The following is a 25,070-nucleotide window of genomic DNA, read 5'->3' as shown; positions in this document are numbered from 1 at the left end:
CTTCAGCCGCCGAACGAGACTTTGGGAGGCTCTTTCGTCGCGGCGCGTTCGGTTTCGTCGAGTTCGAACATCGGCGCGGGCGCAAATCCGAAATTGCGCGCGAACAGCCCGGCGGGGAACTGCTCGATGGCGGTATTGTATTCCGCGACGCTGTTGTTCAGGAAGCGGCGGGCCGCCGCGATCTTGTTCTCGATGTCGGCAAGCTCCGACTGCAATTGCAAAAAGTTCTGGTCGGCTTTCAGTTGAGGATAATTTTCGGCCACGGCCATCAGTTGGGTCAGCGCTCCCGAAAGCTGCGCTTCCGCCGCGCCGCGCTGGGCCATGCCGCCGCCGCGCATCGCCGTCGCGCGCGCTTCGGATACATGCGTCAGAACATCTTTTTCGTGCGCCGCATAGCCTTTCACGGCTTCGACCAGATTGGGAATCAGATCGCAGCGCAACTTCAATTGCACGTCGATGTCGGCATAGGCGTTCTTGTATTCCTGGCGCAGCGCGACCAGGCGGTTATAGATGACCGCCATCGCGATTGCCGCGACGACGACGATGCCAAGCAGAACTTCCATGGAACTTTCCCCTTCCGTAGGTACGGGAAGGATTTTGCAGCCTTATCGCCGCTTTGTCACCTGAATTTACAGAACGTGCTTTTGAGCGGCGTGAAGCGGCGCAGGATTCGGGCGCGAAGGCATCCCTGGCGGCTTGTATAAAACATCTTGTTTCGTGCGATAGAGGCCGCCTTCGCCTTTCACGACCCAGCTCAATGCTTCCGGCCAGCCGATTTCGCGGCAATTTTTGTCGATGGTCGCCATGATGGATTGTTGCCATTGCGGATCGAATTGAAGCCGCGCATGCTGCCGCGCCGTTTCCGTGTCCCTGAAGTTCAGGCAGTCGGGATCGACGTAAACCGGCGTGCCGTCGGAGAAAATCGCCAGGTCATCGTCGCCTTTGCTTAATTCATAAGGCGTGTCTTGCAGAATGCGCCTCACGACGGAAGGGAAGCCGCGCATCGTGGCGTTGTAGCCATAATCGAGCGGAAGGAAGGGCAGGTCTTCCCCTCGCACTTTGTCGGTGTCGTACCGACTAGAGAATATGCCCTGAGCGTCGGCCTGCGTGACGAGCGGGCACCACGCCCGATCGAATTCTATCGTGTAATGTTTGGATGTCGGCCCGAGGCGGACGACCGTATCCTGCACGGGAGAGCCGCTTGCCACGTCGTCGGCATGCTTGGCCCGGAAAACAACAGCGGTAGTCCCGCGCGCCAGAAAGGCCAGTTCGGTGATATCTCGCGTCGTCAGCCAGTTTTTGAACTGGCGGGTAAATCTGGGGCGATCTCGCCGTATTGATCCAAGGGCTCCAGACGGCACCGTATGCCATTCCTCGCTGTCTTTGAAGGCGGCGGTAATCGCCGCGCCGGGCAATTTTTTCCATTGCGGCGGATCATATTGTTTGGGACTGACGACGCGCCGCCCCCCGATTTCGACAAAAGCCTCTTGAGCCTGCTCAAGGAAATATTGGCTCAGCGTGGAAATTTTCTTGTTAAAAGCGTCGTCCATATCGATTTCTCATAATAAATAAGGGCGCACTATAAACCGCCGTCGGGCGGCTCGTATAGGACGGAAATACTTTCATCGCGTCGGGCTTGTCAAATCCGGCTCTTTGGGCGATAAATCGCGCGGAGTTTACCAATAGGATCAAAATCATGCGCGCGGAAATTCAAGCGGTTGTTGCGGCGATTGAAAAATCGCTGAACCTGCTGAGGAGGCATCTTTGACTACGACAAGTCCGTTATCCGCCTCGATGAACTGAACGCGCTGGCCGAAAACCCGGCTCTCTGGGACGATTCCAAGAAAGCCCAGGATGTCATGCGCGAGCGCACCCATCTCGATCAAGCCATAGGCTCGTACCGCGCGATCAAGGGCGAGCTTGACGATGCCGTCGGACTGCTCGACATGGCCGAATCCGAAAACGATCAGGCCATGGTCGCCGAAGCCGAACGCGCGCTGGAATCGCTCAAGAAAAAAGCGGCGCAGCGCGAGCTTGAAAGCCTGTTGTCGGGAGAGGCCGACAAGAATGACTGCTATCTCGAAGTCAATGCCGGGGCAGGGGGCACGGAAGCGCAAGACTGGTCGGAAATGCTGATGCGCATGTACGCGCGCTGGGCGGAAAAGCACGGCTACAAGATCGCGCTGCTCGACGAGAATCCGGGCGAAGGCGCCGGGATCAAATCCTCGACCATTCAGATAACCGGCCTCAATGCCTATGGCTGGCTCAAGACCGAGTCAGGCGTGCATCGCCTGGTGCGGATCAGCCCGTTCGATTCCAACGCCCGCCGCCATACCAGCTTCGCCAGCGTCGCGGTATCGCCGGTCGTCGATGATTCCATCGACATCCAGATCGACGAGAAGGATTTGAAGATCGACACCTACCGCTCGTCCGGCGCTGGCGGGCAGCATGTCAACAAGACCGAAAGCGCCGTGCGCATCACGCATATTCCAACCGGCATCGTCGCCGCCTGCCAGCAGGAACGCTCGCAGCACAAAAACCGCGCCAAGGCGATGGAAATGCTGCGCGCCCGCATGTATGAAGCGGAACTGCGCAAGCGCGAGGCCGTGGCTTCGGCGCTCGAGGACCAGAAGACCGATATCGGCTGGGGCCACCAGATACGCTCCTATGTCTTGCAGCCCTATCAGCTGGTCAAAGACTTGCGTACCGACGTGGAAACCAGCCAGTCCGCCGCCGTGCTCGACGGCGACATCGATATGTTTCTGCAGGCTTCGCTGGCGTCGCGGATCAAGGGGCAGGAAGAAGCCTCTTAACCATAAAACCCCGAAATACTTTCATGTTCCGCATGGTAAAGTCCGCATCATGAAAATGCGGGAATCCCATGCGCGCGAGCGCTTCGCCAATCTCGACGGCTCGCCTTTCGGCACGAAAGGGCTGAGGCGCTTCGTCTCCACGCCGTCGGTAAAATGGGGTGGGGCGGCCGCCGCTTTCGCCGCGGCTGCCGAAGCGATGCTGTCGCCGGGAACAGGCAAGGAGAAACTGGCCAAATTGCTGCCTTATGCCGTCATCAACGCAATCTCCCACATCGGCGTGCAGATAGCGCAGGGACGCGCTACTAACAAAATGATTGCCAAGGACGGCTTGGAAAATGCCGTGATCGATAAGCTTGGCCGTCGCGAGGATAATTCGTCGGCGACGCTTTTGATGGGGCATTTGTATCATCGTACGAGCCGGACCCTTCTTGAAACGACTTTTTTCTGGCCGGCCTTTGACGGACTCTGGTACCTCTCGACGAGTGCGGATATGCGGGCACCGGCGGCCATAATGGCCATGGGTGCGATGACGATGCTTTCCGGTTTCGTAAAAGGGGCGTGGTACGGGCATGCCAGCAATAAACTGCGCAAGCGCGAATGGACGATCCAAACCTCGCCGCCGGAAATCGTGAAGGATGAAGCGAAAAGCGAGGCGGCGGGGTTCGCGCCCGCGCCATCTCTGCCGCTACAGCGCATCCCGGCATTGAACTATCGGCAATGCGGGATGTAACGGATCAATTCAGATATCTCGGTCCCAGGCTGCCCTTGATCTGGGCCGCTTCATAGACCATGCCCGGCACGCCTTTTTTGTCCATCAGGGTCTTGATCATCACGCGGCGCTGCGGAACCACGCTCGAGACTTCGTAAGGCGGGGTGTAATAGGTCGTCGCGGTGGTGCTGTAGCCTTTGCCGTTGCCGTCCCTATAGGTTTCCCGGTCATAATTTTGCTGCACCGAGCCGGGAACGTAGTTGGTGTAGACTTGGCTCAAATCCTCAGTTTTGGTAATGACGAAATAGGGGCGCCCGTCCGCCAGGGTCACCTCCGCCGCGCGCAGCAGGATGAAATCGTCGACCGTGGTCGCGTCGTTGACGCTGCTCACCTTGGCGCGTATCGCGTAGGTGTCCTCGGTCAGTTTGGTGTGTTCCACGCCGCCCCATATTCCCATATTGCCATAACTCGCGCCGCATCCGCCGAGAGCGAAAATCGAGGCAAGGAGAAGAGCAGTGGCGGCGGGCTTGAACATGGCGTCCTCGTGTCAGGGTGTCGGGCATCATAGAATGGAGCGCGGTTTGTGTCGATATAGGAGGCGTCATCAATTCAATCAGCGTGCTCGATGATTGAATTGATGACACCCCCTAGCTTCGCAGCGCATTTTGCCTTTTTTATGTCATTTCCGATCCTGCGAGCCAACCCCTAGCTTTCCGGATTTTATAACGGTATCATCCCGGCGTTCACGCTATTGAGGGGAGTCGCCCATGGAAGTTTTCGTCGCTCTCGGAATTTTGGCCGTTGTCATAGCGGGGTTCGCTGTCCGCACCGTCAATCAGGGATCGGAATGCACCGTCGAGCGTTTCGGGCAATATACGCGCACGCTGGGGCCGGGACTGCATTTCATCATGCCGCTGGTGGACAAGATCGGCGTGAGGATCAACATCAAGGAGCAGGTGCTGGACGTTCCGACGCAGGAAGTCATCACCAAGGATAATGCCATGGTGTCCGTGGACGGGGTGCTGTTTTACCAGGTGCTGAACGCCGCCAAGGCCGCTTATGAAATCACCAACATGAAGCAGGCGATCCTGAACTTGACCATGACCAATCTGCGCACCGTCGTCGGTTCGATGGATCTGGACGAGCTGCTGTCGCAGCGCGACAAGATCAACGTCCAGCTGCTTCGCGTGCTCGATCTCGCCACGCAGCCCTGGGGCATCAAGGTCAACCGCATCGAGATCAAGGACATTCAGCCGCCGCAGGAAATGCTCAACAGCATGGCGCGGGTCATGACCGCCGAACGCCAGCGGCGCGCGGTCGTTACCGAAGCCGAGGGTTTCCGCGAAGCCGCGATCAAGAAGGCGGAAGGCGAGAAGCAGGCCGCGATCCTGGCGTCGGAGGGGCGGAAAGAGGCGGCATTCCGCGATGCCGAAGCGCGCGAGCGCACGGCGGAAGCCGAAGGCAAGGCGACGCAGGTCGTATCGGCCGCCATCGCCGGCGGCGACGGCAAAGCGATCAACTATTTCGTCGCGCAGCAATATGTCGCCGCGCTGCGGGCTTTCGCCAATTCGCCCAACCAGAAGATTCTCATGCTGCCGGTCGAAGCGGCGAGCGTGATCGGCGCTCTCGGCGGCATCGCCGAAATCGCCAGGGACGCCTTCGGCAATAAGAACGCGCCTGCGGGCGACAAGCCGCTCTATGCGGGTGGCACGCGCATTCCGCCGAGCGCATAGGGACGGGAACGGCGATGAAGTCCTTCGAGATCGCGTATTGGGTGTGGCTGGTCGGCGGCCTTCTTTTCGTGGGGCTTGAAATCGTCGTGCCCGGCGCGTTTCTGATGTGGATCGGCAGCGCCGCCATCACGACGGGCGTTATCGCGTGGCTGTTTCCGGATATGGGATGGCAAGAGCAAACCTTCGCCTTCGGCATGCTGACGATCGCCGCCATGTTCGTCGCCAGGAAGTTTCTCGGCTCCACGCATATCAGCAGCGACGAGCCTACGCTCAATCAGCGCGCCGACAGCCTTGTCGGCCAGATTACTTTTCTGGAAACCGCCATCGAAAAAGGGCAGGGCGGCCGTGCCAAGATCAACGACACCAGTTGGGTCGTTATCGGCGATGATATGGCGGCCGGCACAAAAGTCAGGATCGTCAGCTTCGACGGCATGGTGCTACGGGCGGAGAAGTTTTACGAGTAAATCTCTGTTACGGAGCTTGATCCGATGAAAAATATCATCGCCACCGTGATTGCCGCACTGATGGCCGGAGCGCTTGCGGGTTATATCGCTGCTCCCAAATCCATGGAGCAAGCATCGCAGCAGACTGTCGCGAAAGAATCTTCTTTCGACCGCGTTATGCGCACGAAAACTCTTCGTTGCGGTTATGTGGTCTATCCTCCGACCGTCATCAAAGATGACAATAGCGGGGCGATGTCGGGTATCATGCACGACATTATCGAATCCGCAGCCGCGAAGATCGACTTGAAAGTCGAATGGGCGGAAGAATTGAATTGGGGCAATTACATGACCGCGCTCGCTTACGATCATGCCGACATGATCTGCGCGGCGGCATGGAACAATAACGCGGCTGAATGGCGCGAGGCCGAGGCGATAGGCCCGCTGTTCTATTCCGGCATCGGCGTGTGGGTGCGGCGGGACGATAATCGCTTCGCGGGGAACTTCGCCGCCATCAACGATCCTGGTGTGACGATCTCCAGCATCGACGGCACTATTCCAGGGCGCATCGCCGCCGTTGATTTTCCGCAAGCCAAGCTATTGAGCTTGCCGCAAGCGTCGGATTACACGCTCAACCTTCTGAATGTGAAGGATGGCAAAGCGGATGTAACCTTTGTGGAGAATTACCAGGGGCTTTCGTTCTTGGAGAGCAACCCCGGCAGCATAAAGAATATCGCGGCGGCTAGCCCTGTTCGGACTTTTCCGAATGTGTTTCTCGTTCGCAAAGGCGAGACCGGCCTGAAAGACACCTTTTCCAGCATTATCCAGGACATGGCGAATAACGGCGAAATCGAAGCCATCATTCGGAAATACGAAAAATATCCCGGCGCGTTTTATCGCATCGCTAAGCCGTACCAGCCTTGAAATTTAACTTGCAATATACCAATAAATGGTATATATGGTGAGGGCAAGAACATGAGTTGGACTGTCGGTTTTACCAACAAGGCGGATAAGCAAGTCGGAAAACTGCCTCGACGCGAGCGGGATTTGCTGGATGCTTTGGTAAAGGACCTGATATGGCGAGGGGCGATTTTGCCGGACTGGCGTAATTATTCCAAGCTTGGGCCGAACCTTCATCATTGCCACCTGTCATACAAATGGGTGGCATGCTGGCGAGCCAATAGCGAAGAGATCGTCATCTATTATGTAGGGAGTCGGGAAAATGCGCCGTACTGATAACATCACCGTGACTATGTCAGGCTTCAGCGAGAAGCCCCATGTTTTCCACGTTCCTAAGGCTTTTGGAAAGAAGCTAGAGAATTTTATCGCCACCCATCTGGAGGACGAAGGATTTATTCCCGCAGAGCAGGTTCTTCCTGAACTCGCGGATCCTGTGCTTGGCCCCGCGGCGGTCTTGCGCGGTTCGCGGTATAAGGCCGAATTGACCCAGAAGGAACTGGCCGCGCGGCTTGGCATCCGTCAGCACCATCTTTCCGAAATGGAAAACGGAAAACGGCCAATCGGCAAGCAGATGGCAAAGCGGCTGGCCGAAGTCTTGAAATCAGATTATCGGCACTTCATTTGATAACGGCTGCTTACCCCGTCATGATCTGCTTTTTGGCGATCTCGTGAAACTCTACCATTTTTTCGTGAAGCCTGACTTGCTGAGGGTCGATGCCTTTCGCCGTCAAATCGGACGTCAGTTTGCCTAGGATATCGGCGCTGCCATGCTCCTGGAGATCGGTGCCAAGCAATTCGCGGGCATAAGTTTCCGCTTCGGCGTCGATCAATCCCATCACCCCCGCGGCCCATAAACCGAGCAATTTGCAGCGGCGCGCATCGACCTTGAATTTAAGTTCTTCATCATGAGCGAATTTGGCTTCAAAGCCGCTTTCGCGCTCGTCAAACATGGTCATAGCCCGACTCCGTTAATAATTCCGTGAAAGTTAATGCAAAAATTCACTCAAAAGGCAACTACAACCGGTTGAAAAAGGAAGATTTTTTACCATTGTTGCGCTACTATATATGCCCTGCTATAGCTTAATCGTAGCGTGGAATTAGCCGCGCCGTAAACGCCCGAAAAAACGATGAATTTTCGCCTCATGCGCCGCCGCCGTATCTACGAAGGCAAGGCCAAAGTTTTGTTTGAAGGGCCGGAACCCGGCACCCTCGTGCAATATTTCAAGGATGACGCCACCGCGTTCAACAACCAGAAGCGCGGCACGATTACCGGCAAGGGCGTCCTGAACAACCGTATCTCCGAATATCTGATGGTCAAGCTGGGCGAGATCGGCGTGCCGACGCACTTCATGCGCCGCCTGAATATGCGCGAGCAACTCGTGCGCCAGGTCGAAATCATTCCCATCGAGGTCGTGGTTCGCAACGTGGCCGCCGGCTCGCTGGCCAAGCGTTTCGGCATTGCCGAGGGTACGGCTCTGCCCCGTTCCATCGTCGAATTTTATTACAAGTCGGACAAGCTTGGCGATCCCATGGTGTCGGAAGAGCATATCACCGCTTTCGGCTGGGCGTCGCCGCCGGAACTCGATGAGATGATGGCGCTTTCGCTGCGAATCAACGATTATCTGTCCGGCCTGTTCCTCGGCATCGGCTTGCGCCTTGTCGATTTCAAGGTCGAGTTCGGCCGGATTTGGGAAGGGGAGGATATGCGTATTATCCTTGCCGACGAAATCAGTCCCGATAACTGCCGCCTGTGGGACGTGAAAACGAACGAGAAGCTCGACAAGGATCGCTTCCGCCAGGATTTGGGCAAGGTCGAGGAAGCCTACCAGGAAGTCGCCAAGCGTCTCGGCATCATGCCGGAGCAAGGCCAGGCCATGCCCCCCGTTCCCGAAAAACCGGATTCGCCAGCATCATGAAAATTCGCGTTGACGTCATGTTAAAGCAAGGTGTTCTCGATCCCCAGGGCAAGGCTATTGCCCATGCCTTGCAGGCTATGGGCTTTGACGGAGTCACGGACGCCCGCGCCGGAAAGGTCATCGAACTCGATGTCGAGGACGCCGATCCGGCATCTGCCGTCGTTAAGGCGGAAGCCATGGCCCAAAAGCTTCTTGCCAACCTTGTTATCGAGGATTATCGAATCAGCGTAGCGTAATGAAACGGTAATTTAGACGGGATGAAGGGCATGCGCACGGCAATCAAAACACTTCTGGCTTCGGTTTTCTTGCTCCTGCTCGCGGCGCCGGCTTCTGCCAAGGAAGTCTCTTATTTCGCGCCCGCGCCGCAAATCCGAGTCGGGATGCAGCTGGTGAAGACGCGCGACCTGTTGCCTGAAGACAAACAGCCCCCCGCGGCTCGTTTTACCAATGCGACCGCGGGCTTCCACTTTGACGTGGATGCGCTGACGCTCTCGAACCTGAGGATTACGATTGCTTCCGGCGGCATTGCGACGCCCGACAAGGATTACACATGGCTGCTTCTTGGCCCCGCCGTTTTCGATATCAGCAATTACGAGGAAATCGCCTTCCGGAGCGACAAGGCCGCGCCCTTCGTGAACGGGGCGGCCACGATCGACGGGCAGCTGATCATCCGCGGTCTGGCGTTGCCGTTCAAGCTTGAAGCCAAATTGCGCCATATCGAAGATAGCCCGCTCGGCGTGGGCATTTTCGGCAGCAAGGGCAGAACGATAGGGATTTCGTTCCGCACTGAATTTGAATGCTCCGACTTCGGCATCGTCGTCAAAGACGACAATGCCAACGTGCTTGGCGATAAGATGACATTGACGTTCGATATGTTCGCAACGCGGCAGTAATGCCAGAGGGTAAGCTGTGAGCGGCGAGTTTTTACGCATCACCGACGACATGTTTTTCCGCGACGGCCTCCTCGATCTGGAAGCCGCGGAAAAAATCGTGGCCTCGGCGCTGAATGGCGCCGACGACGGCGAATTATTTCTCGAATACCAGCAGAGCGAAAGTTTCGTCTGGGACGACGGCAAGCTGAAAAGCGCGGGGTTCGACACGACGCAGGGTTTCGGCCTGCGCGCCGTGGCGGGCGAAGCCGCGGGCTATGCTCATGCGTCGTCGCTCGACCTCGCGGCGCTCAAGCGCGCGGGCGAGGCCGTCGCCGCCGTGCGCGGAGGCTATAGCGGCGATTTGTCCGCGCCGCCGCCAAACACCAACCGGCAGCTTTACGATCCGGATAATCCGCTTCTCAGCAAGGATTTTAGCGCCAAGATCGCTCTATTGCAGGAAATCGACGCTTATGCCCGCGCCGCCGATCCGCGCGTGCAGCAAGTGAGCGTATCGCTGCAAGGCGTCTGGCAGGCGGTGCAGATCATCCGCCCCGGCGGCCATCGCGTCGCCGATGTCCGCCCGCTCGTGAGGCTCAATGTTTCGATCGTCACCAAGCAGGGCGACCGGATGGAGGCTGGGTATGACGGCGCGGGAGGGCGCACCGGCTATGACGCCTATTTCGATCCGGCCCAATGGAAAAAGCAGGTCGATGAAGCGCTGCGGCAGGCTATAGTCAATATGGAGTCCATCGAAGCCCCTGCCGGAGAAATGACCGTGGTCATGGGCGGCGGCTGGGCCGGCATTTTGCTCCACGAAGCCATCGGGCATGGGCTGGAAGGCGATTTCAACCGCAAGGGCACGTCCGCCTTCTCCAAGCTGATGGGGCAGCGCATCGCGGCGCCCGGCGTCACCATCGTGGACGACGGCACGCTCGACCGGCGGCGCGGATCGCTGACCATCGACGATGAAGGCACGCCGACGCAAAGCACGACATTGATCGAAGACGGCGTTCTGACCGGCTACATCTATGACCGCCTGAATGCGAGATTGACGGGCAAGCGTTCGACCGGCAACGGCAGGCGCGAAAGCTTCGCGCATAAACCGATGCCGCGCATGACGAATACGATCATGCTTTCGGGAACTCACGCGCCGGAAGAAATCATCGCCTCGGTGAAGAACGGCCTCTATGCGGCGAATTTCGGCGGCGGGCAGGTGGATATCACCAACGGCAAATTCGTGTTCTCCTTGTCCGAGGCCTACATGATCGAGAACGGCAAGCTCGCCCGCCCGGTCAAGGGCGCAACGCTGATCGGCACCGGCTTCGAAGCGCTGAAGAGAATCAGCATGGTCGGCAATGACAGCCGGATGGATGCCGGCGTCGGCACCTGCGGCAAGGACGGTCAAAGCGTGCCGGTCGGCGTAGGCCAGCCGACGATCAAACTGGACGGCATGACGGTTGGCGGGGCGGGTTAAGCGGGCGAAATTCCTCCGGGGTCAATAATCCTCGGTGTTGTTGCCGTCGAGGCCGAGTGCTTCGTTCAATCCCTTGATGACGCTGGTGTTGATATTGTCGGGATTTCCGGAATTGATCTGCTTAATGACGTAGGCGCGCTGCTGCATCAGCTGGTTCTTATGCCCTTCGCGCGCGCTCGTCTCTTCCTCCATCTTTCTTTTTTCCGACAGATCCCGCGATAATTTTTCATAGGACGATTCATTCTTGCCCGAGCCGCCTTGCTGCTGTCCGCCGATGACGAATATGCCGCCGGACGCGCTCGAATCAGAGCTATATTGGCCGTTATCGCCGCGGGCTTGGGGCTTGCCTGCCGATTTGTGATCGTAATACGACCCCTTGCCGTCGAACAGCGCGGTATTATTGACGTCCGAGAATTGGCCGTCCTGCGATCGCCTTTTCTTGAAATCGCTCATGGTCTGCGGCGTCGAAGGCGCTTCAGGCGCGACGGTCTGGGGAGATTGTTGGGAAGATTGTTGGGCTGCAGCGGACTGGGCGTTTTCTTGCGGCGGTTCCGTCTTCTCGGTTGCGGGCGCGGATACGGCAGCGGAAGCCGCCGCCGCAGCGGGGGCAGCCGCTGCTGGGGGAGCTGCGGAACCGTCCGGCGCGGAAGGTGCGCCGGGCGTGGCAGGCGTAGTGGGCGCGGAAGCAGCGGCCGCCACGGCAGGCTGAGAAGACTTGGGCGTCTCGGCGTTGGCTTCGGCGGAAGCCGCCCGCGCGTTTTCTTCCTGTTGTATGCTGCTGTTGATGATATCGACTGACAGAAGCCCGCGTTCCGTCTCGTCGGATGACGTGTCTTTTTGGCGCTCGTCGACGGCTTCTCCGGGGCGAACAAAAATAAGCACGACGATAAATAGGGCGACTACGGCGGCGATGAGAATTTCAGTCGTCATGCGCTCCCCAGCCGATGCCGTCGTCTACCGCATATGCGTTAAGTGAATCCCCGTTACACCCAAATCTATGAGTCCTTTGTTTGCGCCTTCCAGCAGCGCTTGACCGGTGCCGTCATCCTTGCCGGAATTAATCATGTCGGCCGCCATTTTTTTCTGTTCTTCCAGCTGATTGAGCCTGTAGGTTTTTTGGGCCTCGGCTTCTTCGGCCTGCCTTTTCGCGGCGCGTTCGGCGATGGCTTCCTTGGAATACGGGTCGTCGCTGCTTCTGGCTTTCTTCCCGCCGCTATCATCCGTCAGGGCTTCCAGCTTGCCCACGACATTGCCTTCGGCGTCATAGAGGAATTGATCCGCATCGATATTTTTCTTCGGCTTGTGATCCCTGTATTCGCCCTTGCCGTCGAATAGCGCTGCGTTGTTGCTATCGTTGCTCACCCCGCGCTGTTGCTTGACGTCGTCAATGGTCGCGGGTTTTTTGGCTTCAGGCTGTTGGGCCGAAGTCTGCTTGACCGCATCAATGGTCGCGGGCGCTTTTGTCGATTCGGCAACGACAGGCGCCGCCGTCTTAGGAGACGGCGCGGCGGGAGCAGCGGTTGGTACAAAACTATCGGCAGCCATAAAACCGAATTATAAAGGAAAGATGGTGCAATTTCAACGGTGCAGAAGTAAAAGTTAATTAAGAAACTTGCCTGAACGCCATCAATGGCCGGTATGCGTGGAAGGCAAATCGAGAATCTTATTGATTTCAGCTAGTTCGCTCCACACTTGACGGTTATGAGGATTGCCCGACCGCATATCCTGCAGGAGGCCGGCTTTCTTTTCCCTGGCCAGCTTTCGCGCTACTTCCTTGTAATCGTTATTGCCGGAGTTACGGTTGAGGGTCGACGGAATCACCAAAGCTTCTAGTTTATGGCCCATATCCTCCAAGGACTGGTGATGCAGCATATCGCGTGCCGTTTTGGCGGGATCCCGCCAAATGGATTCGATGCAGCCCATCAGGGCCGCCATATTGCCTTTAGCGCTGGTTTTGGGCGGAGCGTTTTTATCGGACATAGGGCGACCATAGGAGAAAGGCCGCTAAAATTCAAATGTTCAGGAATTTTATTCAGAAATTAGTGTGCGTTGAGGGCAGGCCGAGCATTTTGTTCATTTGCGCCAGCTCTTCCCAGATCATACGGTTATGAGGGTTGCCGGAGCGAATATCCTGCAGCAAATCGGCTTTTTCAGCGTTGACCCGGCGGACCATTTCCGGGTCCCTGGCGACGGGATTCCGGATCATGCTGGGCGCGACGACCGCGACTTTATGACTCATTTCGTCGAAGACGTGATGGCTCAGATAACTGATGCCTTCCTGCACCCTCTTGGAGGGGTCTCTCCATACCGATTCCACGCAGCCCATGAGCGCCGCCATATTGCTCTTGTGCGGCGTCGAAGATTTGCTCATGGAAGAATGCATGATCAAGGACATATAGCGACTATAAAAGGAGAATTACTAAAATTGGGCTAATGAAGCGCAATGTCGAAGTTATTAAGAAATCAATAAGTTACGTTCTATCATAATCTGCAATCGGTAAATGCGCCCTTGATGTCGCCGCTCCATTGATGTTCGAATCTCATCAACAGCTCGTCAGCGTAGCTGGTGGCCGATTCGGTCATCATAAATAAGCCGTCCAGATAGCGGGTTTCGTCCGCGCCGCCATGCAGACGCATCGCCCGCCGCCGCAGCCCTTGTTGCGCCAGTTTCACCGCCTGGTGAGCTATGGCGCTGAGTGGCTGGCCGCGGAATTCCAGCTTTAGACCCTGCTTCGGCACGTCGCGCTGCAGCGTCAGGCGCTCCTCGATCGTCCACTCCTGGACCAACTGCCACGCGGTGTCGCAAGCCGTCTCGTCATACAAGATGCCGGTCCAGAAACTGGGCAGCGCCAGGATGGATTCCGCAGTTCCGCAGTCGGCGCCGCGCATTTCCAGATACTGTTTAAGCCGCACGTCGGGGAACAGGGTGCTCAGATGATCTTGCCAGTCGGTTATCGTCGGCATTTCGCCGGGCAGCGCCGGAAGCTTGCCCTTCATGAAGTCCCGGAAACTTTGCCCCGAAGCGTCGATATATTTATCGTCGCGCCGGACGAAATACATCGGGACATCGAGCGCGTAGTCTCTATAACGCTCGAATCCGAAGCCATCGTCGAAAACGAAAGGAAGAAAACCGGAGCGGTCGGGGTCGGTATCCTGCCATACCTGCATCCTGTATGACTGATATCCCGCCGGCCGGCCTTCCAGGAAAGGGGAGGCCGCGAACAGCGCCGTCGCGATCGGCTGCAGCGCCATGGCGACGCGCATTTTTTTGACCATATCGGCTTCGTCGGCATAATCCAGATTGACCTGCGTGGTGCAGGTGCGCTGCATCATGTCATGGCCGAGTTTGCCGCGTTTCGGCATATAGGCACGCATGATGTCGTAGCGTTGCTTGGGCATCCAGGGAACGTCCTCGCGCTTCCATGCGGGATGGAAGCCGATTCCCATAAAGCCGATATCGAGGAGAGTGGATACTTCGCGCAGCTCTTCGAGATGCTGGTCGATCTCCGCCGCCGTTTCGTGCAGGTTCCTGACCGGCGCGCCCGCAAGCTCGGTCTGGCCGCCGGGCTCGAGCGAAATTTGCGCGCCGCCGCGCTGGAGCGCGATCACATGGCCCGCTTCCATGATTTCCCGCCATCCGAAGATTTTCAGAACCTGGAACAAATCGCGCAGCCCTTTCGGCTCGTCATACGCGACCGGGCGCAATGTCGAGATGCGAAAAGCGAATTTCTCGTGTTCGGTGCCGATCAGCCAATCGGCTTTGGCCTTGCTCCCGGCGGCAAAATACTCGACCAGTTGCCGGGCATCGGTGATAACGGCGTCAGCTTCAGGCATTGAGAATCCCATTGTCTTTACCGCCAATCGCCGCAAACGGCCTGCCAGCAGGCTAAAGCGGCAAGCGCAGCGGTATCGGCGCGCAGAATGCGCGGACCAAGATGAATGGGAACAGATTTAGCATGTTTGCGTATGATTTCCATTTCTTCTTTGCTGAATCCGCCCTCGGGCCCGACCAGAAAGGCGGCTTGGCGATCCTGCCGGTATTGGGAGAAAGCTTCGGCGACCGGCAAAGCCGTGCCGCCTTCGACGCATGCGAATAAGCGTTGCGTCTTGATATTTTCCAGGGCTTTCGGCAGGGGCAGGGGGGCGAGGATTTCCGGCAGACTCAGCCGTTCGCATTGTTCGGCGGCCTCCATGGCGATGGCGCGCAGGCGGACGAGATTGACCCGCTCGGCAACCGTATGCTGCGTGGCGACGGGCATCAAATGCGTGACGCCGAGTTCGCTCGCTTTCTGCACCAGGTAGTCGAGATGATCTCGCTTTAAGGGCGCGAATAGCAGCCATAGTTCGGATTCTTCTGCTTGCGCCCGCGTTCGTTCAAGGCATCGGGCCGAGATATTCTTTTTGCCCTTGGCGACCAGAGACGCCAGCCACTCGCCATCCGTTCCGTTGAAAAGAAGGATGCGATCATCCGCGGCTCGCCGCATGACATGCTGCAAATAGTGCTGTTGCGCGTCGGTCAACGATACGGCGCCATCCGGCAGGAGCGGATCGGTTACGTAAAGCCGGGGAAGTTTTTTCCAGTCGTCACGGGGCATGGAAACAAATCGCCATTGCAGGACAATGCGTCGTTCAGGGATGGGCGGAATTGAAAAAGAAGTACCGGCCAAGGCCGACGGTGAAAATCATGCAGCCGTAAGCGGCATGCTCGAGCGCAATCCATTTCAATGCGCGGTGCTGGCGATAGCTGTCCAGGAAGATCATCCCTCCAATGGCGGAAAGCAGCGGTGCCACCCAGTTATTGAACATGACGTGCAGCGCGCTGAAACATAAGACGTTATAGATCATCAGCAATCGTTCGTTTTTGAAAAGCGGGCGGTATCGCTCCAGGAAAAAGACCCGGAATACGATTTCCTGCGGCAACGCGGAGAGGATTGGATATAGCAGCATCACCATGAGCCAGAGGCCGGGACGTTGTAGCGGAAAACTGAACAGCAGCGGCTGGGCGAAGACCGCGATGGCTCCGATGGCCGTCAGGCTGATGATCAAATGCCGCAGCAGCGCCTGGCGTTTTTCATAAAGCGGCCATTCAACGCCGTGCCATATCCGCCGCCAGGAAAATTCCGGATTCCGGCGCAGGATGAGTATGCCATAAGCCACCATCAGCCACAGCAATATGTATAGCAGGGGGCGCGGCGGCTGCCACGCCGCGAGCGCGAGCGGCACGCCCGTGTATATGGCGATCAATTCGAACCACAACCAAAATGAACGCATCTTTGGGGACCTGTATGTCAGAGGCGGGAATTCCAAGAAAATCGAGGTTAGAGCGTTATTCAGGGAAAGGAAATCGCTTTTGCGGCTACGGGGCGACAGTTTGCCCATCATTTTCCTATTTCTTATGGTTTTTTTATATAACTCATGTCATGAGCGAAGGATCATAGGATAGCTGGAATGAATCATTGCGTTTGCGGCCAAAGTGCTGTGATTTGATTTTACCTGATCCGGATTTAAGAGATGTGCCATTGAAATGTCCAAAGAAGAGATGCCTTCCAAAAAACGAAGCGCGCTGAAGAACGACAGCTTTTTCGAACATGAGCGCGAAAACATTCATCGCCAGATTCTATCGGCGGTTTCCCACGACCTGAAAACGCCTTTGGCGGCCATTATCGGCTCCCTGGAAATATGCGAGCGCATGAAGGGAGTGTTAAGCCCGGCGCGCAATGCGGAACTCCTTACCACCGCGCTTCAGGAGGCTTATCGCCTCGATAGTTTCGTCACCAACATTCTGGACATGGCGCGGCTGGAAAACGGGCTGGTCAAATTCAGGAAAGAAATTTGTCATTTCGACAGCCTGTTGCGGGACTGCATCATAAAATCCGGCCATTATTCCCAGGTGGCGGATGTGAAGCTCTCTTGCCCCGCCACTGGAATGGAATTCGAAACCGATCCGGGACTCTTCTCCCGCGTCATCGGCCTCATGCTCGACAATGCCATCAAGCACAGCGGCCCGGCGCCCGTCATTCGGGTGGCGGTTGAGGTCAAGGATGAACGGATCATCATTCAGGTCATGGATGATGGGCCGGGCATCCCCCCGGACCGCATCGAAGAGATTTTCTTCAAATATACGCGGATCACGCGCCAGGATCATCAGAACGCCGGAACCGGCCTCGGCCTTTCCATCGGCAGGCAAATAGCCGGTCTGCTGGGAGGCAAGCTATTCGCGGGCAACCGGCCGGAAGGCGGCGCGATTTTCACGCTCGATATCCCTGTCGGATCGCCGCCATCGCCCTAATTAGAGCGGCCGGCATCTGCCGTGGATGTGCGCTGCAGCCTTTGGCGCATGACATCCAGCAGGCTTTCGATGCTGCCTTCGTGACGCTCGATAACCGAGGCGTATTCCTGGCGCTGCGTTAAGCTCTGGCTGACATTTTCGATGAGAACATCGATAACGAGCAGCTTGTTATTGCGATTCCGCACCCGCCAGTCGATCGCGGTCGGCGGCGAGCCGGCGGGGTGAACGACTTCGCTGGAAACGATATAATCATTATCTCCCTCCTGGCGCATGCTCTTGACGCGAAAGCGCTCGCCCTTATAGAAATCGAGGCGATCGCCATAGATTTTGACGGTCATGTCATCGAAGAGCTTTGAATATTCCTGCTGCTGTTCGGGGGTAGCGGTATTCCAATAACGCCCAAGCGCAAAACGTCCGATGGCGGGCATATCGAACGAGTCCTGCAGTATCCGATGATATTGATTCGAGCGCTGCTCTTCGGTGAGGCTTTTGTCGGCAATGACGGCGACCGCGTGATCGCCGAGATCTTGAATAAATTTTTCAGCCGGTTTTTGTTGCGCTAGAACGGCGCTCGGAAATATCAATCCGGATATGCCGGACAGCAAAATGCCGGAAACGAGTAAACGGAATATTGCGCCCATTGATAGTCTCCTCCGGTAGCGCGAAAGAGGCGAAGTCCTCCCTGCTGGAAAACTTCGCCGCTCCGCATAAATCATCTAACGATCATGTGATCGTTAGCGGGCGCCTGCCGATAAAGCAGCGTCCGCGCGCGTGATAACGTGAGTGGCATTGATGTTTTTGCTGAATAGTCCGGTGTCGACATAACCGATGACCGTGACCTCGGCTCCCTGAGTCAACACGGCAGCTTCCTCAGACGTGATTTTAACATTAACCCTTCCGGTTTGATCTTTCAGCGTGAAGTTTTTCTCGTTGCCCACGCTATCGACTGTTCCCAGCAGGCGTACCATGCCGGTCCGGGGCAGGGTTTGGACGGTCACGGTCTGGGCCTTGGTGGTCGCGCCGTCGGTCGCGCTGTCGATGGCGTCGCTCAAGCCTTGCGCCATGCCTTGCTTAACGTCGACGCGGCTGGCCTGGATGGTCGTGCCCAGCATCCCTTTATGGACCATGCCGGTTACGGTCACCGAGTCACCTTGCTTCATGACGGAGGACTGGTTGTTCTCGATTTCGACATCGATAAGGCCGCTTTTGTCGCGGAGAACGAATTTGCGCTCACCGCTGACTTTTTCGACGTTGCCCTCGATGGTGATGGCGGTTCCGCTTTCCTGCTTCTTGACCGCATCGACATCGGCGTGGGCGAGCCCAGGCAGCAGGGCCGCGATTCCGGCGACGGTCAGAAAAATTTTCGCATATTTTTTCATGGTGATCTCCAGCTTGGAGTTGGATATCCGGAGGTTTTCCAGACAGGGCTTCGATTGTTAGGTGAAGGTGTCTTAGTCCACGATGGGCAACGGAGCCGAAAAGATAAGGAGAGGGTAAGTTCCATGATTTCCGTGAATTTTTCCCCGCTAATGACATTTTTATGTATTGCCGCCGACATTCATATGTGTCTTTTATACTTCTTTGATATTGTATTGCTGCCTGCCGGATAAAAAAGTTGACGAAAATGATTAAAAGAAAAACCGTCCTGATTGTGGATGATGAACCGCAAATTCGCGATGGTTTGCGTGTCTTTTTCGACTCCGCCGATTACCGGGTGGCTGAAGCGAATTGCGGCGTTCAGGCGGTGCGCATGACCGTTTCCCTGCGGCCTCATCTTATTCTTCTCGATTCCACGCTGCCTGACGGTGACGATGGGGATATTATCGCCGCCGTTCGCGAATGGACGGAAGCGGCGTTGATCGTCCTCGTGGAATCCGATGCCAATAACAAGATCGCCGGGGTCTTCGATGCGGGCGCCGACGATTATGTCCTCAAACCCTTCGATGCCGATATTCTTGCGGCGCGCATTCGCGCCCATACGCGCAAGAAAGCGCATGGCGATAACTGGAAATGGGAAATTCGCAATGGCTGGATGCGTCTCGACCCGATCCGGCACAAAGTTTACGTCGGCAAACGGACGATAGAGTTGATGCCCGATGAATATCGCCTGTTGCGTTATCTGGTCGTTCATCACGGACGGATCGTGACCTATAGGCAAATTCTCAAAGGCATAGAATGCCTGGGGCTTTCGATAGAGCATTTGCGCATGCGGGTTCATCAATTGCGCCGCAAAATAGATCATGATGCGAACATGCCGGAACTGACCGAGGTTCCGGGGGTCGGATACCGCATGGAAGTGGTCGAGAATTCCCTCGTCGCCGCTTGACCGCGGCATTTCTCAAGCCTTGAGATAATATTTCAGTTTGGTTTCGAACTCTTCCTTGCGAAATGGCTTGGGAATATAATCATCCATGCCCGCTTTCCGGCATTTTTCCCGGTACTCTTCGGTAACATGGGCGGTCATGGCGATGATGGGCGTGCGAGCGGTGTGTTCCGCGCTTTCTCTGGTGCGTATCCGATGGGTGGTTTCAAGCCCGTCCAGGCCTTGCATCTGCACATCCATCAAGATCAAGGCGTAGTTTTTGTCCGACAATTTTTCGAGAGCTTCGAAGCCGTCGCGGGCCACGTCATAGCTGTAACCTATGTGTTCGATCAGCGTCGAAGCGACGAGGATATTGGGTTCATAATCTTCGACCAGGAGAATGCGCTGGACGGGCGGAGTGGACGCCGCCGGCGCTGGCATGAGGGCTTGATCGCGCCGTTCGCCGTTCATGGCCTTGCGCAGCGACAGATGGATCGTGAAGGTCGAGCCTTCCCCAGGCTTGCTTTGCACCTCGATACGCCCATGCATGAGGTCCACCAGGGATTTGCATATGGAAAGCCCCAGCCCAGATCCGCCGAATTTGCGCGTCGTCGAAGGATCGGCCTGGGTAAATTTCTCGAAGATGAGCTGAATCTTGTCGGCATCGATCCCGATGCCCGTGTCGGAGATCGCTATAGCGATGTCGAGGGTTTTTGCATGCTCGGTACCGGTAATGCTGGCGGTGATTCCGCCCCGCTGGGTGAATTTGATCGCGTTGCTGAAAAGGTTGGTCAAAATCTGCTGCAATCTCAACGGATCGCCGATCATCCGGCTCGGCAATCGGGGATCATAAGAAGCGCTCAAGGTCAGATTCTTTTCCTGGGCCTTGATCGACATCATGCCGACGGTTCGCTCGACCAGTTCCTTGAGATCGAACCCGATCTGTTCCAAATGAATCGCGCCTTCTTCAAGCTTGGCAAAGTCGAGCAGGTCGTTGATCAGTTCCAGAAGATGATCCGAACTGTCCTTGAGCGTGGTGATAAGCTTTTCTTGCTTCTCCGTTCGCGGGCGGGAGACGCTGAGAAGGTTGGAGAGTCCCACGACGGCGTTCATGGGCGTGCGGATTTCATGACTCATATTGGCGAGAAAGGCCGACTTGGCGTGATTGGCCGATTCCGCCTGTTCTTTGGCCGCCCGCAAAGCTTGCTGGTTCTTGATTCTTTCAATGGCCTCGGCGGCGTGACGGGCGCACATATCGGCGAATTGCATTTCGCGCGACGTGGGTTGCCGCGGTTCCGCAAAATGCACGGAAAGAACCCCAAGCGTTTCTCCGGCGTGGGTAACGATGGGCGTGCTATGCACGGCGCGGAAACCGATGTCGCGGGCGACGGAACGAAGCATCTTAAAGCGCGGATCGCTCTCGGTATCTTCTACGACGATGCGCTTTTTTGTCGTAAAGGCGGCGCCGCAGGCCCCCCCCTCGGACAGCGGCGCGATGCAGGAAAGCTTTTCCTTCGCCGCGTCGTCAAATCCTATGCTGGCGCCCGCGACCAGCATATTCTCCAAGGGATCGTAGAGCGACAACCATCCGAACTGGGCGCCATGAAGTTCGACGATGGTTTGCAGAATGTCATGCAGGCTCGGTTCGAGTTCGACCGAGTCCGAAAGACGCATGGAAAGCCAGTGCAGTTTGGCGAGGGCGATGACTTGCAGCGCCAGATCGTCTCTGGTCGCGGCATACTCCATTTCGGCTTGCTTGCGCGCCGTAATGTCGAGCAGCATGTTGATAGCGCCCACGACCGCGCCAGAGGCGTCGAACAGCGGGCGCGGATAGGGTATGACATGGCGGCGTATTCCGTCCGGGCGTTCGATAATGATTTCCTCGCCCTGGACGCTTCGGCCTTCCCGCAGCGCAATGGCCATCGGACATTGATCCGCAGGCAACGGGACGCCGTCGGGGCGATATATATGATGGGAGCCGCACCATAGTTCATGGCCGAGATCGGGATGGCGGCCCCAAAGGGAGGCGGCGGCGTCGTTATAGAGCGTGATGCGGCCATGGGCGTCGCAGGTATAAAGGGCGACGGGAAGAGCCTCGACGAGCTGGCGGTAACGCTGCTCGCTTGCGCGCAATGTCGTTTCCGCGCGATGGCGGAAATCCTCCATGGCCAGCTGAGACCTGACGCGCGCATATAGCTCGCGGCCACTGAATGGCTTGACAAGATAGTCGCTGGCGCCGGCGTCGAGGCTTTCGATTTCCGCATCTTCATCGCCGAGCGCCGACAGAACGATGACGGGAATTCCAGCCATATGCGGCGACGCGCGCATGGCTTTCAGCAGACTCAAACCGCTGAAATTCGGCATCATGATGTCGGTGATGACAAGATCGAACGGCTCGTCCCTAAGCGCGCCGAGCGCCTGTTCGCCGTCCGTCGCCGTTTCGACCTGGTAATGCGTATTCAAAAGCTGGGCGATATTCTCCCGCGTATCGGCGTTGTCGTCCACCAGCAGGACGCGAGGCCGCCGCAGAGGCGACACGGCACCGGCTGCCGCCTCACGGGTATGCTGATCTATGCGAACTGCGTTGGCTGTCATTATGGCCGAACTTTTAATAAGGATGAGGTCGACATCTCAGCTCTTTTCGGTTTTTGTTTTTCTTGCCCGCATTTTCCGGTGTGCACATTGGATGTCTTGATTGAGGCCGGATGTGGACGATCCCGGAGTCGCGCATCGACATATGAGATAAGGGATTAAAAGGATAAGGTTTCCATTACGATATGTTGAATCCGGTATTCTTTGACGCCTGCATGAGTCGCATAAGTCACACCCGGGATCGTCAAATCATTCGCTTTTCAGGAAGTCCGGCCCGATGAGGAGCGGCGTCGTATGCGGTTCGCCGGATTGGGAAATCTCTTCGATTATACGAACATTTTAGCCCTCCATGGGGCTTAGGAATGCGTTTCTTACGGATTGAGTGCGAATGATGGCCGCGCTGGATCAACGCATCACTGTAAGGAGACGTCCCATGAAAATAACCTCGCTTCAGAAGCTCTACACCAATCTTCTGCAAGACATGTACTCTGCCGAAAAACAACTGGTGCAGGCGCTTCCCAAGACTGCCGATGCCGTGACATCGGAGGAATTGCGCGAAGGGCTGGACGGCCATCTCGAAGAGACCAGGGAACAAGTTTTAAGGCTGGAGGAAGCCTTTAGAGAACTCGGCGTCAAGCCCGGCGGTGAAACGTGCGAGGCGATGAAAGGATTAATCGCCGAAGCGAAGGAGCTTATCGACGCCGACATGGAGCCTGAATTGCTGGATGCCGCCTTGATCGTGGCATGCCAGAAGATCGAGCATTATGAAATCGCGAGTTATGGCGCGCTTCGCACTTATGCCGCCATGCTCGGTCTCGACAAATCGGTGCGGCTGCTCGATGAAATTCTGAAGGAGGAAAAGGGAGCCGATAAGAAGCTGAATCAGATGGCGCTGTCTTTTATCAATGAGCGCGCGCAAGCCGTGGCTGCATAACCTGGCCGCATAATGCCGGGGGGTTGCATGTCGAATGGGGGTTACACTTCATTCGATGCGCGGCCCTCCGGCTTTTTTATGCATAAACCAGCTTTACGACATCGGTTCCTTGCATTGAGGCTCTTACCATTAACACTTCGGGAGATTCCTTTTCCCGTATCACCATTCACAAGGAGTGCGACATGAACCGCGAACAAGCCGAAGGCAACTGGAATCAATTCAAAGGCAAGGTCAAAGAGACCTGGGGAAAATTGACGGATGACGATATCGCGTTGCTGGAAGGCAAGCGCGACAAGTTCTTCGGCAGGCTCCAGGAAGCGCATGGCGTTGCTCGCGAAGAAGGCGAGCGCATGGTCAAGGATTTCGAGAAATCCTGCGGCTGCAGCAGCAAGAGCAGCAAAGCCGCCTAAATAAATTCGCCTGAATAAATCCGCCCGGCGCCTTTTTCGCCGGGCGGCAGAGGAAATGTTTTCTAAAGGAGAGCACCATGATGAGCTGGGTTATAACTTTCTTCCTGTTGGCCGTTGCCGCGGCCTTGCTTGGCTTTGGCGGATTGGCGGGAACGTTCGTCGAGATCGCCAAGTTTCTCGCCGGGGTATTCATTATTTTATTCATCGCCAGCCTGATTTATGCCGCCGTCACTGGGCGCAGGCCGACGCTACCGCCCGCTGTCTAAGCAGCGCCCGCGGTTTTCCTCACGCCTTTATCCAGCGCTCGGGCGCGCAAGAGCCGGTACGATAAAGGCGGGGAGGGAAGGCTCCATACGGTATGGCGCGCAGTAATCTTCCATGGGCTGCGGGCGCGGCGGCGGTTCCTTGAAACTTTCCGCTTCCCTGACATTCCAGGCGAGATCGAAAGGCCGTTCACGCGCGCCGGACCAGATACTGTTCGGATCGTATGACTTCACGATATCCTGTTGGTTGGGAAACAAGCCGATGCTAAAGATGTTTTTTCTTCCCAGAAGATCGATAAGATTGTTCGGCGTTCGCTTTTGCAGATGGTCGGAGCCGTAGATGAACGCCACGCGATGCTTTTTGGATGCAGCCACGAGATTTTCGGCCAGCAAGGCGTCGTTGGTGCGCTCTTGAGTAAAGGACTGAAGCAGGCATACCTGCGTGCCGACCGGAAACGCATCCATGTCGAAACGCTCGGAGCTATAAGCCATCAGATATTGCGTCCATGTCAGTTTCTTGCCTTCGGCAAGCCTGGTATTTTCTTTTTCATATAACGCGCGCATCCATTGCGCCAAAGCGGGATTACGATTTAATAGCGCAATGCCATGGGCCAGCACGGCGCGGCCATAGGGCGAATCTTCATGCACTTGGCGTATCATGCCTGGATCGACGGCGGCGATTTCGATTCCATATCCCCTGCTGTTTTCTATAAGATCGGCTAGCGCGGCATCGATCCGCGCTTTGCTTTCCTCGGAACCGGAGGCATACGATGTTTTGTTCGCGAGCGCTTGCAGAAATTCGAGGCGGATTATTTTCCCCTCGTAAAAATCGTCGATGTCCTTCTGCATGATCTCCGGGATTTCCACGCCGATTGTTTTGACTTCTTTCGCGGCCAGCATGGCGATGATGCTTTTATCGGCGATGAATTCGTAGTGATCGGGGACGCCGTGATTGGTGTCGGCGAAGGCGATGAATTGGCGGTCGTCCGGAATAGCTTCCGCGAGGAAAGCGGCAGCGCGCGCCGCGCTGCGGTGTATGAGTTCAGGATCGCCGGCGACGCTGGTGAGCGGAACATAATAGAGTTCGGCCGTTTTATCATACGATGCGCTTGGCGGGACGGATGGAACGGGCGCGGGTACGGAAGATTTAGCTATTCTTTCCGGCAAACGCGGAGGGCCGTTTGGCATGCTGCCGCATGCGCTGGTAAGAATGGCGATGGATGCTGCGGCGGTGCGAAAGGCTTGCCCGATGGAAGATCGATGGCTGGTCGTCGATAGCGGAGGAATAATCTTCCTGGCCATATGCGCGATTGCCCAAATATATTGGCATAACCAGGCCACCATGCTAACTTAAATTCGTTCG

31 protein-coding genes are annotated in these 25,070 nt (G+C 56.6%); 16 read left to right on the top strand and 15 right to left on the bottom strand.

Annotation, left to right across the window (positions count from 1 at the left end; genetic code table 11):
- Nucleotides 1-2 precede the first annotated feature (2 nt).
- Nucleotides 3-563, bottom strand: coding sequence for a LemA family protein (locus WDO70_05725; protein ID MEJ0062699.1), 561 nt, complete (start codon nucleotides 561-563; stop codon nucleotides 3-5).
- Between the two features lie 66 nt (nucleotides 564-629).
- A complete protein-coding gene (locus tag WDO70_05720) occupies nucleotides 630-1,550 on the bottom strand; it encodes a hypothetical protein (GenBank protein ID MEJ0062698.1) in 921 nt (306 codons plus the stop codon).
- Nucleotides 1,551-1,696: 146 nt separating this feature from the next.
- Between WDO70_05720 and prfB the strand changes: the two genes are divergently transcribed.
- Nucleotides 1,697-2,813, top strand: a protein-coding gene (prfB, locus tag WDO70_05715) for a peptide chain release factor 2 (protein MEJ0062697.1) whose coding sequence is annotated in 2 segments (ribosomal slippage) — nucleotides 1,697-1,765 and nucleotides 1,767-2,813 — 1,116 coding nt in all. Because the reading frame shifts where the segments join, the coding sequence is not laid out codon by codon here.
- Between the two features lie 55 nt (nucleotides 2,814-2,868).
- On the top strand, nucleotides 2,869-3,543 hold the full coding sequence (locus WDO70_05710; GenBank protein MEJ0062696.1) for a hypothetical protein: 675 nt from the start codon (nucleotides 2,869-2,871) through the stop codon (nucleotides 3,541-3,543).
- Between the two features lie 4 nt (nucleotides 3,544-3,547).
- Here WDO70_05710 and WDO70_05705 read toward each other — a convergent pair whose 3' ends face one another.
- Nucleotides 3,548-4,057: a hypothetical protein gene (locus WDO70_05705; GenBank protein MEJ0062695.1), complete on the bottom strand. Its 510-nt coding sequence runs from the start codon at nucleotides 4,055-4,057 to the stop codon at nucleotides 3,548-3,550.
- A 232-nt stretch (nucleotides 4,058-4,289) separates the two neighbouring features.
- Between WDO70_05705 and WDO70_05700 the strand changes: the two genes are divergently transcribed.
- Genes WDO70_05700 through WDO70_05680 form a run of 5 tightly spaced genes read left to right on the top strand, consistent with a single transcriptional unit; the run spans nucleotide 4,290 to nucleotide 7,280 of the window.
- The gene (locus tag WDO70_05700; protein MEJ0062694.1) at nucleotides 4,290-5,255 is read left to right on the top strand and encodes an SPFH domain-containing protein; all 966 of its coding nucleotides are present in this window, start codon (nucleotides 4,290-4,292) and stop codon (nucleotides 5,253-5,255) included.
- A gap of 14 nt (nucleotides 5,256-5,269) precedes the next feature.
- Nucleotides 5,270-5,719, top strand: a complete 450-nt coding sequence (locus WDO70_05695; GenBank protein ID MEJ0062693.1) for an NfeD family protein — start codon at nucleotides 5,270-5,272, stop codon at nucleotides 5,717-5,719.
- 24 nt (nucleotides 5,720-5,743) lie between these two features.
- On the top strand, nucleotides 5,744-6,619 hold the full coding sequence (locus WDO70_05690) for a transporter substrate-binding domain-containing protein (GenBank protein ID MEJ0062692.1): 876 nt from the start codon (nucleotides 5,744-5,746) through the stop codon (nucleotides 6,617-6,619).
- Nucleotides 6,620-6,670: 51 nt separating this feature from the next.
- Nucleotides 6,671-6,931: a hypothetical protein gene (locus WDO70_05685; protein MEJ0062691.1), complete on the top strand. Its 261-nt coding sequence runs from the start codon at nucleotides 6,671-6,673 to the stop codon at nucleotides 6,929-6,931.
- The gene (locus tag WDO70_05680) at nucleotides 6,918-7,280 is read left to right on the top strand and encodes a helix-turn-helix transcriptional regulator (GenBank protein MEJ0062690.1); all 363 of its coding nucleotides are present in this window, start codon (nucleotides 6,918-6,920) and stop codon (nucleotides 7,278-7,280) included. The genes WDO70_05685 and WDO70_05680 overlap by 14 nt, the downstream gene beginning before the upstream one ends.
- Before the next feature lie 10 nt (nucleotides 7,281-7,290).
- On the opposite strand, the gene WDO70_05675 is transcribed toward WDO70_05680, so the two are convergent.
- Nucleotides 7,291-7,611, bottom strand: coding sequence for a DUF1476 domain-containing protein (locus WDO70_05675; GenBank protein ID MEJ0062689.1), 321 nt, complete (start codon nucleotides 7,609-7,611; stop codon nucleotides 7,291-7,293).
- 171 nt (nucleotides 7,612-7,782) lie between these two features.
- Here WDO70_05675 and purC point away from each other — a divergent pair, with 171 nt between their 5' ends.
- Genes purC through tldD form a run of 4 tightly spaced genes read left to right on the top strand, consistent with a single transcriptional unit; the run spans nucleotide 7,783 to nucleotide 10,917 of the window.
- Nucleotides 7,783-8,571, top strand: coding sequence for a phosphoribosylaminoimidazolesuccinocarboxamide synthase (gene purC, locus WDO70_05670; protein MEJ0062688.1), 789 nt, complete (start codon nucleotides 7,783-7,785; stop codon nucleotides 8,569-8,571).
- Nucleotides 8,568-8,807, top strand: a complete 240-nt coding sequence (gene purS, locus WDO70_05665; GenBank protein ID MEJ0062687.1) for a phosphoribosylformylglycinamidine synthase subunit PurS — start codon at nucleotides 8,568-8,570, stop codon at nucleotides 8,805-8,807. Before purC ends, purS begins: the two co-directional genes overlap by 4 nt.
- Before the next feature lie 30 nt (nucleotides 8,808-8,837).
- Nucleotides 8,838-9,464, top strand: coding sequence for a YceI family protein (locus WDO70_05660; GenBank protein ID MEJ0062686.1), 627 nt, complete (start codon nucleotides 8,838-8,840; stop codon nucleotides 9,462-9,464).
- Nucleotides 9,465-9,513: 49 nt separating this feature from the next.
- On the top strand, nucleotides 9,514-10,917 hold the full coding sequence (gene tldD / locus WDO70_05655) for a metalloprotease TldD (GenBank protein MEJ0062685.1): 1,404 nt from the start codon (nucleotides 9,514-9,516) through the stop codon (nucleotides 10,915-10,917).
- A 21-nt stretch (nucleotides 10,918-10,938) separates the two neighbouring features.
- On the opposite strand, the gene WDO70_05650 is transcribed toward tldD, so the two are convergent.
- The 7 genes from WDO70_05650 to WDO70_05620 form a co-directional block, all read right to left on the bottom strand.
- Nucleotides 10,939-11,847 (bottom strand): hypothetical protein, encoded by a 909-nt coding sequence (locus WDO70_05650; GenBank protein ID MEJ0062684.1) that lies wholly within the window; start codon nucleotides 11,845-11,847, stop codon nucleotides 10,939-10,941.
- A gap of 24 nt (nucleotides 11,848-11,871) precedes the next feature.
- A complete protein-coding gene (locus WDO70_05645; GenBank protein MEJ0062683.1) occupies nucleotides 11,872-12,462 on the bottom strand; it encodes a hypothetical protein in 591 nt (196 codons plus the stop codon).
- Between the two features lie 81 nt (nucleotides 12,463-12,543).
- Nucleotides 12,544-12,897 carry a hypothetical protein gene (locus WDO70_05640; protein MEJ0062682.1) on the bottom strand — a complete coding sequence of 118 codons (354 nt, stop codon included), beginning with the start codon at nucleotides 12,895-12,897 and terminating at the stop codon, nucleotides 12,544-12,546.
- Between the two features lie 52 nt (nucleotides 12,898-12,949).
- On the bottom strand, nucleotides 12,950-13,288 hold the full coding sequence (locus WDO70_05635; protein ID MEJ0062681.1) for a hypothetical protein: 339 nt from the start codon (nucleotides 13,286-13,288) through the stop codon (nucleotides 12,950-12,952).
- 110 nt (nucleotides 13,289-13,398) lie between these two features.
- Nucleotides 13,399-14,751: a glutamate--cysteine ligase gene (locus tag WDO70_05630; GenBank protein ID MEJ0062680.1), complete on the bottom strand. Its 1,353-nt coding sequence runs from the start codon at nucleotides 14,749-14,751 to the stop codon at nucleotides 13,399-13,401.
- A gap of 17 nt (nucleotides 14,752-14,768) precedes the next feature.
- A complete protein-coding gene (locus tag WDO70_05625) occupies nucleotides 14,769-15,512 on the bottom strand; it encodes a 16S rRNA (uracil(1498)-N(3))-methyltransferase (protein MEJ0062679.1) in 744 nt (247 codons plus the stop codon).
- Nucleotides 15,513-15,546: 34 nt separating this feature from the next.
- On the bottom strand, nucleotides 15,547-16,188 hold the full coding sequence (locus WDO70_05620) for a CPBP family glutamic-type intramembrane protease (protein MEJ0062678.1): 642 nt from the start codon (nucleotides 16,186-16,188) through the stop codon (nucleotides 15,547-15,549).
- A gap of 253 nt (nucleotides 16,189-16,441) precedes the next feature.
- On the opposite strand from WDO70_05620, the gene WDO70_05615 reads away from it, so the two are divergent.
- Nucleotides 16,442-17,206, top strand: a complete 765-nt coding sequence (locus WDO70_05615; GenBank protein ID MEJ0062677.1) for an ATP-binding protein — start codon at nucleotides 16,442-16,444, stop codon at nucleotides 17,204-17,206.
- Here the strand turns inward: WDO70_05615 and WDO70_05610 are convergent.
- Both WDO70_05610 and WDO70_05605 read right to left on the bottom strand, forming a co-directional pair.
- The gene (locus tag WDO70_05610; GenBank protein MEJ0062676.1) at nucleotides 17,203-17,847 is read right to left on the bottom strand and encodes an ABC transporter substrate-binding protein; all 645 of its coding nucleotides are present in this window, start codon (nucleotides 17,845-17,847) and stop codon (nucleotides 17,203-17,205) included. The two genes, WDO70_05615 and WDO70_05610, sit on opposite strands and share 4 nt — an antisense overlap.
- A gap of 93 nt (nucleotides 17,848-17,940) precedes the next feature.
- Nucleotides 17,941-18,585: a NirD/YgiW/YdeI family stress tolerance protein gene (locus WDO70_05605; GenBank protein ID MEJ0062675.1), complete on the bottom strand. Its 645-nt coding sequence runs from the start codon at nucleotides 18,583-18,585 to the stop codon at nucleotides 17,941-17,943.
- A 245-nt stretch (nucleotides 18,586-18,830) separates the two neighbouring features.
- Between WDO70_05605 and WDO70_05600 the strand changes: the two genes are divergently transcribed.
- The gene (locus tag WDO70_05600; GenBank protein MEJ0062674.1) at nucleotides 18,831-19,532 is read left to right on the top strand and encodes a response regulator transcription factor; all 702 of its coding nucleotides are present in this window, start codon (nucleotides 18,831-18,833) and stop codon (nucleotides 19,530-19,532) included.
- Between the two features lie 12 nt (nucleotides 19,533-19,544).
- Here the strand turns inward: WDO70_05600 and WDO70_05595 are convergent, their stop codons facing one another.
- Entirely contained in the window at nucleotides 19,545-22,046 is a 2,502-nt protein-coding gene (locus WDO70_05595; protein ID MEJ0062673.1) for a response regulator, read from the bottom strand.
- Nucleotides 22,047-22,533: 487 nt separating this feature from the next.
- Between WDO70_05595 and WDO70_05590 the strand changes: the two genes are divergently transcribed.
- The 3 genes from WDO70_05590 (at nucleotide 22,534) to WDO70_05580 (ending at nucleotide 23,710) form a co-directional block, all read left to right on the top strand.
- Nucleotides 22,534-23,034 carry a ferritin-like domain-containing protein gene (locus WDO70_05590; protein ID MEJ0062672.1) on the top strand — a complete coding sequence of 167 codons (501 nt, stop codon included), beginning with the start codon at nucleotides 22,534-22,536 and terminating at the stop codon, nucleotides 23,032-23,034.
- A gap of 182 nt (nucleotides 23,035-23,216) precedes the next feature.
- On the top strand, nucleotides 23,217-23,444 hold the full coding sequence (locus WDO70_05585) for a CsbD family protein (GenBank protein MEJ0062671.1): 228 nt from the start codon (nucleotides 23,217-23,219) through the stop codon (nucleotides 23,442-23,444).
- A 77-nt stretch (nucleotides 23,445-23,521) separates the two neighbouring features.
- On the top strand, nucleotides 23,522-23,710 hold the full coding sequence (locus WDO70_05580) for a DUF1328 family protein (GenBank protein MEJ0062670.1): 189 nt from the start codon (nucleotides 23,522-23,524) through the stop codon (nucleotides 23,708-23,710).
- A gap of 27 nt (nucleotides 23,711-23,737) precedes the next feature.
- On the opposite strand, the gene WDO70_05575 is transcribed toward WDO70_05580, so the two are convergent.
- Nucleotides 23,738-25,009, bottom strand: a complete 1,272-nt coding sequence (locus tag WDO70_05575) for a hypothetical protein (protein ID MEJ0062669.1) — start codon at nucleotides 25,007-25,009, stop codon at nucleotides 23,738-23,740.
- Nucleotides 25,010-25,070 lie beyond the last annotated feature (61 nt).

The sequence above is a fragment of the Alphaproteobacteria bacterium genome (assembly GCA_037200005.1).
In the GTDB taxonomy this organism is placed as follows: Bacteria; Pseudomonadota; Alphaproteobacteria; order UBA9219; family RFNS01; genus JBBCGY01.
This window is presented reverse-complemented; position numbering and strand designations above follow the sequence as displayed.